Origin of the sequence: Clostridium pasteurianum DSM 525 = ATCC 6013, from assembly GCF_000807255.1 — a bacterium.
Lineage (GTDB): Bacteria > Bacillota > Clostridia > Clostridiales > Clostridiaceae > Clostridium_I > Clostridium_I pasteurianum.
The window spans coordinates 4,076,867-4,091,781 of the sequence record NZ_CP009268.1; the positions used below are offsets into that span (position 1 = coordinate 4,076,867).

Here is a 14,915-nt window from a genome sequence, read left to right on the forward strand (position 1 = left end):
GTTATAGCAAAACACATTTTGTAGTATTTCAAAACATTTTATTTGTGTTTTATTCCATTATGTACCGTTTTATTACTTTTGGTATAATAAAACTATATCACAATCTGTTATGCAACACAATAGTTTTTTGATAAATTATCAACTTTTTTTATTTTTTATTGTATTATTTAAAGAAAATACCCTTTTAAATTTTATATTATTAATTAATTAGCAATTATAGATAAGATTTTAATAAACATTTTATAAATACATTGTATTCAATTTAGTTATTTCACGTTTTACTTCTTAGTATATATTTATATTTATTAATATTCATTTATATAATTAGAAAAAATACTACTTTATTATAAATTAAAGATAAAGGACAAACTTCCTTTAATTTGTATTTACTATAAAATTAAAATTATTTACTTTGTCTCTAATTTCACAGTAAATACAAGCATAGCTAAAATAATTAGATTTTTATGAGAATATTATTTATTTCATCACTGACTTTAATTCTATTTTCATAAACCCATTCCTGATCAAATTCTAAATTAAATGCCTTAGAAAATGAATAATAGAGATTTATCTTCTGATAGAATATTTCTAAATCATATAATTCCTTTAAATTACAGCTTGGTTTAGATATATTATGTTTTTTAGCCACAAAAATTTCATCTACATAAAATAAAAATGCATTAAGCATGTCTTCATTAGAAACATCAAAGGGAATTTTTAAAAGTCTCCACTGAATTTTATCTTCAAGTCTATATACTTTTATACTGTCTAGTACTTTTAAGTACTCATTTACATCCATTTTTCTATAATAAGACAATTTTTCTTCTTTCGTTTTCCATAAAGCAAGCTTTTCTCTTAAAGAAAGTTCTTTTATCTTTAAAATTTCCTCACTAGGTCCTACAACAGCCTGTTCTATTATTCTATCTTCTATATCAAGATTCTCTCTTATAAAATCCTGAACCTTATTATAAGTTGCCACATAACCAGTATCGTATATCCCCTTTCTTCCAGCTCTCCCAGCTATTTGCTTCACTTCTTGAGATTTTAAATATCTCATTTCATTTCCATCAAATTTTTTTATATCCATAAAAACTATTCTCTTTATAGGAAGATTTACTCCCATACCTATTGCATCTGTAGTTATTAAAATCTTTGTCTCTTTATTTATAAATTGCTCATATTGTTTTTTTCTGACCTCTGGAGGTAAATCACCATATATAATACTAGCTTTTATGCCCATATTTGAATAATAATAAGCTAAATTCAGCACCATTTTCTTTGAAAATGCTACCAGTGCATCCCCTTCCTCTGCATCTCTATAGGCAAAAGTCCTATAATCTATCTTAAGCGGTATATCTCTAATATATCTTTTAAGTTTATATTTATCATTACAATCTTCTATTATATCTAGCAGCAAAGGGCTTGCATTATATGCTCCGCAAACATGAATTTCATTACATTGAATTCCAAGTATAGCCCTAGTCCATGCAGCTCCCCTTTGATCATCATCTATCATCTGAACTTCATCAATAACAGCTACATCATAAATTTCCTTTATATCCAGCTTTTCTATAGTACAACATATATGCTGTGCCCCTTCTACTATTATTTCTTCTTCCCCTGTTATAAGACTGCATTTTACACCTTCACTATTTAATCTTTCATAATTCTCAAGAGCCAATATTCTAAGCGGGGATAAATATATACCTTTATTACACTGTTTAAGCCTCATCATGGCATTATAAGTTTTACCTGTATTTGTTTCTCCTAAGTGCAGATAAAATTTTCTCTTTAGCCTTCTTGCAGCACTGTATTCATCTTTTGGATTTGACGGAAACACTCTATTGAATTCTTCAGATATAATTTCAGGTATATGTTTTGTTATAAGTACGCTTATAATTCCTGATTGAAGATATCCTTCATAGTCTTCCTCAAGTACATCTTCAAACCCAAATTTAGTATCATTTTTATTATTATAGGCTTCTATAAGCTTTCTTGATATGTACTCCAGCAAAGATAGATAACCTTCATATACTAAATCATAATCTTTTAAATTCTCATGCTTAAATTCTCTTAATAATTTAAGTTTTTTTCTTATTGATGCTTCATGTTCCCAAAGTCCACTTAATTTACTATGATTTATCACGTTCTTTGTTTGGGCAAACTGATTCTTTATCTTTCTAAAATTCCTCTCAATAGCTCCAATCTTCATGTCATACCTCCCAAATAAACTTTTATACATTCACTAATACTTATATTTTACCATAGCATAATGAAAACTATGCTGTAATTTCAATGTTACTAATTAAACAATTAGTTATAAAATAAATAAGGTTTAATATTTAAGATAAAATCATCTCAAATATTAAACCTTATTTTATTTCACATTATTCAATTAAATTCCTACTACGCAGGAACTCTTCTGCTACTAATTTTGAATCCTCACCATTATCAACTTTGTAATTAAGGTTTCTCATGTCTTCATCAGTAATTTGCCCTTCAAGTTTTTTCAACAAAGGTCTCAATTTTGGATATTTGTCCAATGTATCTTCTCTAATTAGAGTGGCTGCATAATATGGTGGAAAAAAATTTTTATCATCTTTTAATGTTTTAAGATTAAACTTCTTCAATAATCCATCCGTTGAAAAGGCATCTGCTACCTGTGTTTCATTTTTTTCTAAAGCAGAATATCTAAGACCACCATCTAAGCCCTTAACTGTTTTAAAATTCAACCCATATTGTTTTTGAAGTCCAAGATATCCATCAGATCTATTTGCAAACTCCATAGTTGAACCTAAATTCAATTCACTACTTACTGCAGCTACATCTGATATAGAATTTAAGTTATACTTATCAGCTACATCTTTTTTCACTGCTAACACATAAGTATTATTGAAACCTAAAGGCTTCATCCATTCCATTTTGTAATTCTTATGAAAATAATCTTTTACAATATCATATACTTTATTTTCATCATTTACTGACTTTTGATTCATTATATTTACAAGGCCTGTACCTGTATATTCAACATATAAATCTACATTATGATTTTTCATAGAATCAAATACAACACTAGTACCACCTAAATTTAATTTTCTGTCAACTTTATAATTAGTATTATGTTCTATAAGTGAAGCAATCATATTTCCCAATATTAATTGCTCATTAAAATTTTTAGAGCCTACAACTATAGTATTTTTATTTCTGTAATATCCAAATGCAGCTCCTCCAATTATGCATATAACTACTATTATAGAAATAGCCATCTTATATTTTTTAATAACTGCTATAGTAATAGATGGTTTCTTTTTACTTGTTCTACTAGAGGCTTTTATACCTATAGGAGTAACTATATTTTCAACTTTACTAATAATAAAATCAAGTACAATAGCAAGAATACAAGCCGGAATAGCTCCTGCTAAAATCATATTGTTATTTACAGTCTGAACTCCTGAGAATACCAAATAACCGAGCCCTCCTGCTCCAATAAAGGCAGCTATAGTCATAAGACCAACTGCAGTAACTGCAGATATCCTTATTCCAGACATTATAACTGGCATAGCTAAAGGAAATCTAACCTTTAATAGTATCTGATTATCGGTAAGTCCAATTCCCCTTGCAGCCTCAACAGTTGACGGATTAATATTTGTAAGTCCTGTAAAAGTATTTTTTACAATAGGCAATAATGAATATAAGACAACCATAGCAATGGCTGGTTTACTGCCTATCCCAAGAACTGGTATTAAAAATCCTAGTAATGCCAAACTTGGAATGGACTGAACTATATTTGCTATAGTTATAACAGGAGTAGATAACTTGTTTAATTTAACTATTAATATTCCTAGTGGAATTCCAACTAATATAGAAATTATAACTGAAAATAGCGTTAATTGAATATGCTGAATAATTAAATCATATATTTGTAATTTTCTATCAACCACAAAACTAAAAAATTCTTGCACTATGCTTCTACCTCCTTATTCATAAGTTGATCACTTAGTACAGACAGTAAACTACTTTTAGTAATAAGACCTACTAATTTAGAATCATTATCTACTGCTGGAACATATCCTATGCTCTCTTTTTCTATAGTCTCCAAAACATTTAATATAGACTCTTCATAATTAACTGTTATTACTTTCGTTTCCATTATATCTTTTAATTTTGTATTTCTATTGGTACTAGCTCTAATTTCTTTTAATGTTATAATACCATTTAATGTATTATCTTTATTTACTATAAGCAAGCTGTCTACATGATTGTACTTCATTATTTCTATAGCTTGTATTACTGTTCTCTCTGCACTAGACTTTACAGGATTCTCTATCATAATATCTTTAACCTTTATAAGTTCTGGTTGATTCCATATTCTATTAGCTCCAATAAAGTTTTTTACAAAATCATTAATTGGATTCCTTAATACGTTTTCGGGAGTATCAAATTGAACTACTCTTCCAGCTTCCATAATACAAATTTTATCTGCCAGTTTTAACGCTTCATCCATGTCATGAGTTACAAATACTATTGTCTTTTTAATGTTTTGTTGTATATTAAACACCTCATCCTGAAGCTGACATCTAGTTATAGGATCTAAAGCACTAAAAGGTTCGTCCATTAATATTATTTCGGGATCCATAGCAAAGGCTCTTGCTATTCCCACTCTCTGCTGCTGACCTCCACTAAGCTCACTAGGATATTTATATAAATAATCTTTTGGCTCCATATCCACTAATTTTAATAATTCCTCTGTTCTTTTATCCACCTTTCCCTTTGGAACTTTTTCTATGGAAGGTATCAATTCTATGTTTTCTTTTACGTTTAAATGTGGAAGAAGACCTGTTTGTTGTATTACATACCCCATACTTCTTCTCAATTTAATAGTATTCTCTTCTTCAATTCTGTTTCGATTAATTAATATCTCACCTGAGGTAGGTTTTATAAGTTTATTTATCATTTTTAATGTAGTAGTTTTTCCACAACCACTAGGTCCAATAAACGTAACTAATTCTCCTTTTTCTATTTTTATATTTATATCTCGAAGTATTTTTTTACCATTTATTATTTTATTAATTCCCTTAAATTCTATCATAATATTCCTCCATTTCTTCGGAAAGTAACAACTTAATTATACCACAAAGTTGTTTCACTGTAAAATAAGCACAAAATTTTCCAGAAGTTAATGCAGTAAAATAATAATGACTTTTTAATACAATAACAAAAAAATCCTGAAGCAATTGCTTCAAGATTTTTTAGTCTTTATATAAAAATTGTTTAGTTCTATAATAGGTACTCTCATCGCCTATAGCGATAAACACATCATTTTCTAAAAATACAGTATAAGGTCCCGGTGAAAGTATTAGCTTTCCGTTACGCCTTATAGCTATTATAGTTGCTCCGGTATTTTGCCAAAACTTTACCTCTGATATAGCCTTTCCTACTATATGCAAGCCAGCATATATTTCAAACTCAAAAGGTACAAAAGGATTACTCTTGTTAAATCTATTTGAATAATCAATTAGCTCATTTATAACATTATCCATGCTCTTTTCTATTTGATTTTTTTTAGTCATTAAATCTATAATTTCTTTTTTTAAAGAAGTTAATGAATCTATATCCTTAAATTTATCAATGAATTTTAGAGAATTATCCACAGATTCTACTATTATCCCACTGCCTTTTGTAACTTTTACTATCCCCATATCACTTAAAAGAATAGTAGCTCTTCTTATGGTTTCAGGAGATACATTATATTGGCTCGCCAAAGAAGACCTGCCATATAGCTTATCTCCTACAGCAAAATCTCCTGCTACTATTCTATTTGCAATATCAATTGCTATCTTTTGATAAACAGGTTTTATTATTGATTCACTCCCCATTTTACGCCTCATCTTCCTTTAACAATGCCATTATAGCCATTATATATCCATAAAAACCAAAACCACAGATTTGACCAATACATGCTGGAGCTGTAACAGATTTTCTTCTAAATTCCTCTCTTGAATGTATGTTACTTATATGTACTTCTACAGTTTTAATAGAAACGGATTTAATAGCGTCATAAATCGCTATACTGTAATGAGTATATGCACCAGGATTTATTATAATACCATCATACTTCTTATAGGCAGCCTGTATATATCCTATTATTTCTCCTTCTATATTACTCTGTAAAATCTCAACCTGAACTCCCAATTTTTTAGATTGCAATTTTATGTAATCACATAAATCCTGATAATTTTTAGTTCCATAAACGCTCTTTTCTCTGATTCCCAAAAAATTAATATTAGGCCCATTAATCACTAATACTTTCACAAATATACGCTTCCTTCTAACTTATTTTTCATATTATTTAATAACAGCTATAGATAATAATTATTTATTATAAATTTAATTTTTCCTTTATTATATCTGAAACTTTATCTATAGTTATTTTTAATTTTTTATCATTTATAACTTCACAATCACAATACTCTTTATACAGCTTATATCTTTCCTTATATAATTTATGTAAATTATCTCTAGACTGACTTAAGAGTGGTCTATTAGAGATATCAACATCCTTTATTATATATTCTAATGGTCTATTTATAAATACTATTATTCCATTTCTTTTTAAAAGTTTCATATTATAAGAAGATTTTATAACTCCTCCACCAGTAGATATAACTACAGCTTCTTTACTGCTAATCTCTTTTATTGCTTCTGTTTCAAGTTTTCTAAAATATTCTTCTCCATTTTTAAATATATCCGATATGATTTTACCTTCTTTTTTCTCTATATATTCATCAGTATCATACAATTGTAATCCATAACGCTTTGATATATTTTTAGCTATAGTTGTTTTTCCTGAACCTGGCATTCCTATAAATACTATATTCTTTCGTAAAGCCATAACAAATTTACACCTCTTAACTATAACAACTAAAATTGTTAAATCTAAAATATCCTCATAGACTGTCTATTCAATGATTATAAACTATAAGGGTTTACGTTTCACATTCTGTACAGTTATTTACAACAATTCTAACTAAGCAGGATTTATTTATATTTGTTTTTTTAAAAATTTGTCATATATTTTATCTACTACAGACTCCTCAATAGTGATATTATTCCATAGTTCCTCTGCAGCTACAGCTTGACCAACTAACATATATAACCCATTAACTGCTTTTATACCTCTCTTTTTAGCAAATTTTAAGAATAAGGTTTCTTTAGGATTATATATTAAATCTACAGCTGATGAAAACTTACTTACACAATTTTCATCTACAGGAGAATTCTCTACTTTAGGATACATTCCACAAGGAGTAGAATTTACAATTATATCTCCTGATTTTAAAAGTTTTAATTCTTCATAATCAATTATTTCTATATCTTTAAAATTTACTGCAGCCTTTTTTTTATCTCTGCTTACAAGTATTATGTCTTTAGAACTGTTGTCTATAAAATATTGTATAACAGCTTTTGCTGCACCACCGGCCCCCAGAATTACAACTTTCTTATTTTGGGATTCTATATGGCTTTTTTCAAGCATCCTTCCAAATCCATAGTAATCTGTATTATAACCAATAATTTTATTCTCTTTAAAACATACAGTATTAACAGCTCCTATTTTTTCCGCCTGGACAGATACCTCATCTAAACAACTCATAATATCTACTTTATAGGGTATAGTGACATTAAGACCTTTTACCCCATTTTTTAACAGGTCCTTAAATCCATCCTTAAGATATCCCTTTTCTATTTCGAATAACTTATACTCAGCATCCATCTCTAATATGTGAAAAATAGTAGAATGAATAGCTGGAGATACACTATGCCCTAATTTTTCCCCTATAAGTCCAAATAAACATGTCATATATTATCCCCTCTTTTCAATATTAATATCTATAAATGAATCTGATTTATAATTTCCAAGCAATCTAAAATATGTACTTTTCTCTTCTATTCCTTCCACCGCATCCATTATTCTATTCTCAGTTATATTTCCTTCAAAATCTATATAAAATAGGTAATCCCAGGGTTTTCCCTCTATAGGCCTGGATTGAATCATAAGCATATTTAAATTACTTTCAGAAAAATTTCTTAAAATACTATAAAGAGCTCCTGATTTGTGAGGCATAGATATAACTATACTTATTTTATCTGAATCCTTTTCTATTTCCAATTCTTTACCTACAATTATGAATCTAGTGTAATTGCTATTATTATAATTGATATCTCTTTTAATTACATTTAAATCATATAGCTGAGCTGCCCGTTCACTAGCTACAGCTGCTATATTTTTATTTTTTCTATCAGATACCATTTTAGCACTTATAGCTGTATTATAATACGGTATAAGTTTCCATTCAGGATAATCCTTGAAAAATACACTACTCTGTTCAAATGCCTGCGGGTGAGAATAAACCTCTTCTATATCTTCAAGTTTTGCTCCCTGCATTGCTACTAAATGTTGAGAAATTTTTATACATTTTTCCGCTACTATATAAAGACCATACTTATGAAGAAGATCGTATACTTCTGAAATACTTCCAGTAGAAGAATTTTCCACTGGTAAAATTCCATATTTTATTTTTCCCTCTTTTAATGCTTTAAATACCTCTTCAAAATGATTAAAATTATAAGTATAAACCTTTTCTCCAAAATAATTATTCAATGCCTCTTCACTAAAGGAACCTGATACACCTTGAAATCCCACTGTAATCTGAGAATTTTCAGCTTCATTTGCTATATTCTCTTTAACTTCATAACGCAGTCCCTTTACATAACTTTTCTTTTTTACATTATTATCTTGCCACATATCCTTAGCTTCAAGATCTCTACTTATAGACATTATAGCCTTAAAAAAATTCTCTGTAGCATTACTGAATTTTTTATTTTTTAAACTTGCTATATTTTTTTCTATAACTTGTTTTTCTCTTTCTGCATTTAAAATTGGTATGGAATTTTTACTTTTATATTCTGCTACCTGTAAAACGGCTTCTATTCTCTTTTCAAAAAGAGCAACCATCTGTTTATCTATAGCATCAATTTCTTCACGAAGTTCCTCTAGGTCTTTCATAGAAAATCCCCCTTTACTCATACTAAGACATAACGAATAATTAGTCAGTGTATTTACTTTATTATTTATACAAAAACTTAAACTTTTTAGCCTAAAATTACCTTAAACTAAATAACAAGTCAAGTTTAATAAAACAATTATTAGTAAAATACAATCATTATGAATTTTAATTAGTCATAAATCATATATACTGTCTAAAATTATATATTAAACCGACTTAGTTATTCCTATAATGATTCTACTATTTAATATCATACATTAAATCTAATATAGAAATTGCTGCAGCAGCTTCTACTACTGGTACTGCTCTTTGCACAATACAAGGATCATGTCTGCCTGTTATTTCAAGTTCCGCATTTTCATGTCTTTCTATATCTATGGTATGTTGAAGTCTAGCTATAGATGCTGTTGGCTTAAAAGCTGTTCTAAATATAAGAGGCATACCATTTGTTATACCACCCAGTATTCCTCCATTGTTGTTAGTATTGGTTTTAACATTATCATTTTCCATATAATACTCATCATTTGCCTTTGAACCTCTAAGTTTAGATATATCAAAACCTTCTCCAAACTCAATTCCCTTTACTGCTGGTATAGAGAAGATCATGTGAGATAGATGAGATTCCACAGAATAAAAGAAGGGAGATCCAATGCCCACAGGCAGATTTAAAATCGCTGTTTCAACTATTCCGCCTACAGAATCTAATTCTCCTTTAGCATCTATTATTAGTTTTCTCATCTCTATACCCTTTTCCTTATTAATTGTAGGAAATTCTTCTTTTAACAAACTCTTTAAAAGAGATTCTTCCACATTAACTTTATCAAAGGAGTTATCTTCTACATCACTAATGCTCTTTATATGACTTCCAATAACTATTCCCTTTTCAGCCAAAACTTGTTTAGCTACAGCCCCTGCAAATACCAGCGGTGCAGTTATTCTACCTGAGAAGTGTCCGCCGCCTCTATAATCATTAAAACCTCTATATCTTATATTTCCTGTATAATCCGCATGTCCCGGACGCATAAGATTCTTTAACTTACTATAATCCTTGGAATGCTGGTCTGAATTTCTTATTGTAGCGCATAAGGGGGTTCCTGTAGTTCTATCATTAAAATACCCTGAAAGAATTTCAAATTGGTCTGTTTCTTTTCTTGCAGTAGAAAGTTTATTCTTACCAGGCATTCTTCTTTCCATTTCACCTTTTATATAATCAATATCCAGTTTAATCCCTGGTACAAGCCCATCTATAGTAATTCCAATGGCTTTACCATGAGATTCTCCAAAAATTGAAAGTTTAATATTTTTACCCCACACTCCACTCATGGACATTTCCTCCTAGCTTTTTAAAGTCCTCCCAAAAGGTAGGATAAGATTTTTTTACACATCCGCTATCCTTTATAGTAACTTCATCAGTACATCTTATAGAAGCTACTGCCAGTGCCATGGCAATTCTATGATCATTCCAGCTTTCCACTTCTCCGCCTGTGAGTTCTTTTTTACCTCTAATTATAAGTCCTTCTTCTTTTTCTTCTAGATCTGCACCAAGTTTGTTTAACTCTGTAGTTATAGCAGTTAATCTGTCGGATTCCTTTATTCTAAGTCTTCCTGCATTAATTATCTCTGTAGTTCCTTCACTTACAGCAGCTAATACTGCAAGAACTGGTATTATATCAGGACATTGAGAAGCGTCTATAACTGTAGCCTTTGTGTTGGAAGTCTTTGCAACAATACTGCTGCTTCCATTTATCAAACTTCCTTCCATTCTCTTTATAATATCTATTACTTCTTTATCTCCCTGTCTAGAGCTTGAGTTTAAATCAAGACAATCTATTTTTCCGCCTATAACACCTGCAACCAGCCAAAAAGCTGCCTGTGAAAAATCTCCTTCAACTCTATAGTCTTTGCTATTATATTGTTGATTACCTTTTATTAAAAATTCTTTGTAATCTCTATTTACAATTTCTATAGAGGCTTTCTCCAGTATATCCATTGTTAAATCTAAATACCCTTTTGACTCTAAAGTTTTATTGATTATAATTTTAGAATCACCCTCAAGCAATGGTAAAGTAAACATGAGACCTGTTATAAACTGAGAACTTACATCTCCGTCTATAGTGAATTCTCCCGGACTAATCTTTCCATGTACATTTAGAGGAAGCATTCCATTATTATTAGAATATTCTATACCCTGCTTATCAAATATTTTATAATACTGATCTAAAGGACGAGAAACCAGCTTTCCTCTTCCTGTAAATACCACATCATTTTTTTCAGCCAGGCAAATAGGTATAAAAAATCTTAGAGATGATCCTGATTCTGAGCAATCTATTTCTCTTTTTAACAACTTTAAATCACTATTACCTTCTATTTTCAATGTATATATGTTATCTGCCTCTTTTACTTTATCTATTTTGACCCCTAGTGCCTCCATTGCATTGCAGGTGGTCACTATATCTTCAGAGAACATAACATTTTCTACAACACTTTTACCTTTAGAAAATCCTGCCGCAATTATAGCTCTGTGACTTAAACTTTTAGAGGGCGGAATTGTCACTTCCCCTTGTAATTTTGATGGAGTTATTTTAACATAATTCATATTCCTATCCACTTCTCCTAAATATAATTTTCCATAAGCTTGCTATCTATATTTTTAATAAAAGCTTCACCTAGTTTATTCAGTAAAATAATATTAATTCTATCTCTATCGTTCTTTTTATCCATGGATATAGTTTCCAGTACTTTATCCTTATTCAAAGCTTCAACTTCAAAAGGAAGACCATATTTAATGAGTATCTTTTTAAGCAATTCTGAAGTCCCCTTTTCAGTTATACCCATAGCTTCACTCTTTTCAGTAATTTTATACATCCCAATAGAAACTGCTTCCCCATGAGTGTATTTCTCATAATTAAAATATTTTTCTATAACATGACCTAAAGTGTGACCAAAATTAAGAAGCATTCTATCACCTTTGTCTTTTTCATCCTTCTCTACTACTTCCTTCTTTATACTGCAGCACCTGTATATTATCTCATCTATATGATCTAAAAGATCATTATCATCTTTAAAGGTCATGAGTTTATCAAATAACTGTCTATCTTTGATGGCACCATATTTTATAACTTCACCCATGCCATCATGTAGAAACTTTTTATCCAGAGTCTTTAACACATCTGGGTCAATAAATACTGCTTCTGGATGGTAAAAATTACCTATTAGGTTTTTACCTCTTGGAAGGTCTACGGCTACTTTACCACCAATACTGCTGTCTATTTGAGCTAAAAGTGAGGTGGGAACTTGAATAAAAGAAATTCCTCTTAGTGTAGTAGCAGCAGCAAAACCTGTTAAATCACCAACTACCCCTCCACCTAATGCAATTATGAGGTCTCCTCTAGTGATTTCAAAATCTAAAAGTTCATCATATAGTTTTAATAGTACTTCAAAAGATTTACTCTTTTCACCAGCTTCTACGACTAAAGTTTTTACATTATAATTTTCATCTTTTAAAGCTTTCTCCAGTCTATCTCCATAAAAACTATTTACATTAGAATCTGTTACTACAGCAATTTTATTTCCACTATATATTTTTTTTATTTCTTTTCCAATAGAATTCATAAGACCCTTTGTTATATAAATAGGATAGGTTTTATGAGAAAGATTCACCATAATATTACTCATTGCTGTTAAGTTTCCTCCTTTTTGAACCTGCCTTATTAAATATTTCCTTCATTAAGGTAGAATCTTCATTTTTAATAGCTTCCTTCATAGTAGATAAATTATTTTCAAACTCTTCAATTTCCTTTAATATATTTTCTTTATTGGAAATGAACAGCTCTGACCATAAATCAGGATTAATTAATGCCACCCTTGTAGCATCTCTAAAACTTCCCCCTATAAAATATCCTCTTTCTTTATCAAAATTATCACAGTTCATCAGAGCCACAGCAATTATATGGGGTATAGCACTGGTATAAGCTATAATTTTATCGTGAATTTCAGCATCTATTAAAACCACATTCTTACACCCTATACCCTCAGCAATGCTTTTAACTAGCTCAATATTTTCTTTTTTATTTTTATTTGATGGAGTTATTATATAATTTGCATTTTTAAATATATCCTTTGAAGCAAAAGCAAGTCCTTTAGATTCTCTCCCTGCCATTGGATGTCCTCCAATAAAATCAACATAATCTGGTATAAAGGCAGATACTTCTTTTACTATACTTTCTTTAATACCAGAGGTGTCAGTAATAACTGCACCTCTTTTAAAATCATTTTTATGCTTTTTAATAAATTCTATTGCTGCCTCTGGGTACAAGGATATTATAACTATATCGGATTCACTCAAAGGAACCTCTGCCTCTTTGTATCCTTTATCTATAATCTCTAAATCTTCTGCTGTTTCAATAGCCTTTAAATCCACATCAATCCCCCACAAATTCTTGGGATTTAATTCTTTAAGAGCCATAGCATAAGATCCACCAATTAAACCAAGTCCAACAATTGTAATATTAAAATCCAATTTCATTAATATCAAAGCTCCATTTGAATTTTTCTATTTCCTTTAAGGAATCCATTAAAGACTTGAATTTTTTTGGTTTTATAGATTGCTGACCATCACATTTAGCATTGGCAGGATCATTATGTACCTCAATTATTAATCCATCTGCTCCTGCTGCTACTGCTGCTTTAGAAAGAGGCTCTACCATCCACCACATTCCAGCGGCATGACTTGGATCAATTATAATAGGAAGATGACTTTGTCTCTTTATAGCTGGAATAGCGCTTAAATCTAGAGTATTTCTAGTGTAAGTTTCATAGGTTCTAATTCCTCTTTCACACAATATTACATTTTCATTTCCGCCAGCCATTATATATTCTGCTGACATAAGCAATTCTTCAATTGTTGCACTTAAACCTCTCTTTAAAAGAATAGGCTTATCGATTTTTCCAAGTTCCTTTAAAAGCTCAAAGTTCTGCATATTTCTAGCTCCAATTTGTATTACATCAACATCTTCTACAAATTTATCAAGCATCTTAGTTCCCATTAATTCTGTTACTATTGGAAGTCCTGTTTTTTCTCTTGCAATTTTAAGAAGTTCCAAGCCTTCTAGTTCCATACCCTGGAAGCTGTAAGGTGAAGTTCTAGGCTTAAAAGCACCACCTCTTAAAAATGATGCACCTGCTTGTTTAACATCCTGTGCTATGCTGACAATTTGATCTTCACTTTCAACAGAACAAGGTCCTGCTATAACAGATAATTTACCTCCACCTATAGATCCATTACCTATTTTAATTACAGAATCTTCAGGATGGAATAATCTATTTGCCTTTTTGAAAGGTTCTTGAACAACCATAACTTTTTCAACAGCATCATGAGCCTGAATCTGTTCTGGATCGATAGCTGTAGTATCTCCTATAAGACCTAATATACAGTATTTATCACCAAAATCTGTATGAACTATTAGTCCTTTATTTTGTAATCTTTCTATAAAATCTTCTATTATATTTTTCGATGTATTTGGCTTCATAACAATTATCATAATAATTGCCTCCTCTATTTTAATTTATTTTTAATCTCCCATTACAAATTTAGAAGATATTTGTAAGCTAAATTTGATTTTGATAAATTGATTCCTTCATCAAATATTGGAAATGTCAACACTTAAGCTTATTTTTCTCAAAACACAAATTAATATGAAAATATTTATTGATAACAGAATATCTGTTTTACACTGTATAGTGCTAAAGCAATTATATTATACCTGTTTTTTGATTATTAAGCAATTAAGCAGAGTGTTATTATTAATATTATTTATAAAATAAAAAGGAAGACTCTCAATGAGTCTTCCT

At 29.8% G+C, this 14,915-nt stretch carries 12 protein-coding genes and 1 pseudogene; all 13 read right to left on the reverse strand.

The genetic code is table 11. The features are described from left to right. Nucleotides 1–454: 454 nt before the first annotated feature. Nucleotides 455–2,212 carry a helicase-related protein gene (locus CLPA_RS18600; RefSeq protein WP_003447711.1) on the reverse strand — a complete coding sequence of 586 codons (1,758 nt, stop codon included), beginning with the start codon at nucleotides 2,210–2,212 and terminating at the stop codon, nucleotides 455–457. Between the two features lie 175 nt (nucleotides 2,213–2,387). Further along, the gene (locus CLPA_RS18605) at nucleotides 2,388–3,962 is read right to left on the reverse strand and encodes an ABC transporter permease/substrate-binding protein (RefSeq protein WP_003447713.1); all 1,575 of its coding nucleotides are present in this window, start codon (nucleotides 3,960–3,962) and stop codon (nucleotides 2,388–2,390) included. Beyond that, nucleotides 3,962–5,104, reverse strand: a pseudogene (locus CLPA_RS18610) (betaine/proline/choline family ABC transporter ATP-binding protein); the annotation flags it as partial. The gene CLPA_RS18605 and the pseudogene CLPA_RS18610, both read right to left, overlap by 1 nt. A gap of 145 nt (nucleotides 5,105–5,249) precedes the next feature. Then, nucleotides 5,250–5,876: a GntR family transcriptional regulator gene (locus tag CLPA_RS18615; protein ID WP_003447725.1), complete on the reverse strand. Its 627-nt coding sequence runs from the start codon at nucleotides 5,874–5,876 to the stop codon at nucleotides 5,250–5,252. Nucleotide 5,877: 1 nt separating this feature from the next. Then, complete coding sequence (gene aroQ, locus CLPA_RS18620) at nucleotides 5,878–6,312, reverse strand: type II 3-dehydroquinate dehydratase (RefSeq protein WP_003447726.1); 435 nt, start codon at nucleotides 6,310–6,312, stop codon at nucleotides 5,878–5,880. 67 nt (nucleotides 6,313–6,379) lie between these two features. Beyond that, nucleotides 6,380–6,892, reverse strand: coding sequence for a shikimate kinase (locus CLPA_RS18625; protein WP_003447727.1), 513 nt, complete (start codon nucleotides 6,890–6,892; stop codon nucleotides 6,380–6,382). Nucleotides 6,893–7,042: 150 nt separating this feature from the next. Beyond that, nucleotides 7,043–7,858, reverse strand: a complete 816-nt coding sequence (gene aroE, locus CLPA_RS18630) for a shikimate dehydrogenase (RefSeq protein ID WP_003447728.1) — start codon at nucleotides 7,856–7,858, stop codon at nucleotides 7,043–7,045. A 3-nt stretch (nucleotides 7,859–7,861) separates the two neighbouring features. Next, nucleotides 7,862–9,064, reverse strand: a complete 1,203-nt coding sequence (pheA, locus tag CLPA_RS18635) for a prephenate dehydratase (RefSeq protein ID WP_003447729.1) — start codon at nucleotides 9,062–9,064, stop codon at nucleotides 7,862–7,864. A gap of 241 nt (nucleotides 9,065–9,305) precedes the next feature. Next, the gene (aroC, locus tag CLPA_RS18640; RefSeq protein WP_003447730.1) at nucleotides 9,306–10,388 is read right to left on the reverse strand and encodes a chorismate synthase; all 1,083 of its coding nucleotides are present in this window, start codon (nucleotides 10,386–10,388) and stop codon (nucleotides 9,306–9,308) included. Beyond that, complete coding sequence (gene aroA / locus CLPA_RS18645; RefSeq protein ID WP_003447731.1) at nucleotides 10,369–11,661, reverse strand: 3-phosphoshikimate 1-carboxyvinyltransferase; 1,293 nt, start codon at nucleotides 11,659–11,661, stop codon at nucleotides 10,369–10,371. The genes aroC and aroA overlap by 20 nt, the downstream gene beginning before the upstream one ends. Before the next feature lie 17 nt (nucleotides 11,662–11,678). Continuing rightward, nucleotides 11,679–12,740, reverse strand: coding sequence for a 3-dehydroquinate synthase (gene aroB / locus CLPA_RS18650; protein ID WP_003447732.1), 1,062 nt, complete (start codon nucleotides 12,738–12,740; stop codon nucleotides 11,679–11,681). Continuing rightward, nucleotides 12,733–13,590 (reverse strand): prephenate dehydrogenase, encoded by an 858-nt coding sequence (locus tag CLPA_RS18655; RefSeq protein WP_003447733.1) that lies wholly within the window; start codon nucleotides 13,588–13,590, stop codon nucleotides 12,733–12,735. The genes aroB and CLPA_RS18655 overlap by 8 nt, the downstream gene beginning before the upstream one ends. Further along, nucleotides 13,574–14,605, reverse strand: a complete 1,032-nt coding sequence (gene aroF, locus CLPA_RS18660) for a 3-deoxy-7-phosphoheptulonate synthase (RefSeq protein ID WP_003447734.1) — start codon at nucleotides 14,603–14,605, stop codon at nucleotides 13,574–13,576. The genes CLPA_RS18655 and aroF overlap by 17 nt, the downstream gene beginning before the upstream one ends. Nucleotides 14,606–14,915 lie beyond the last annotated feature (310 nt).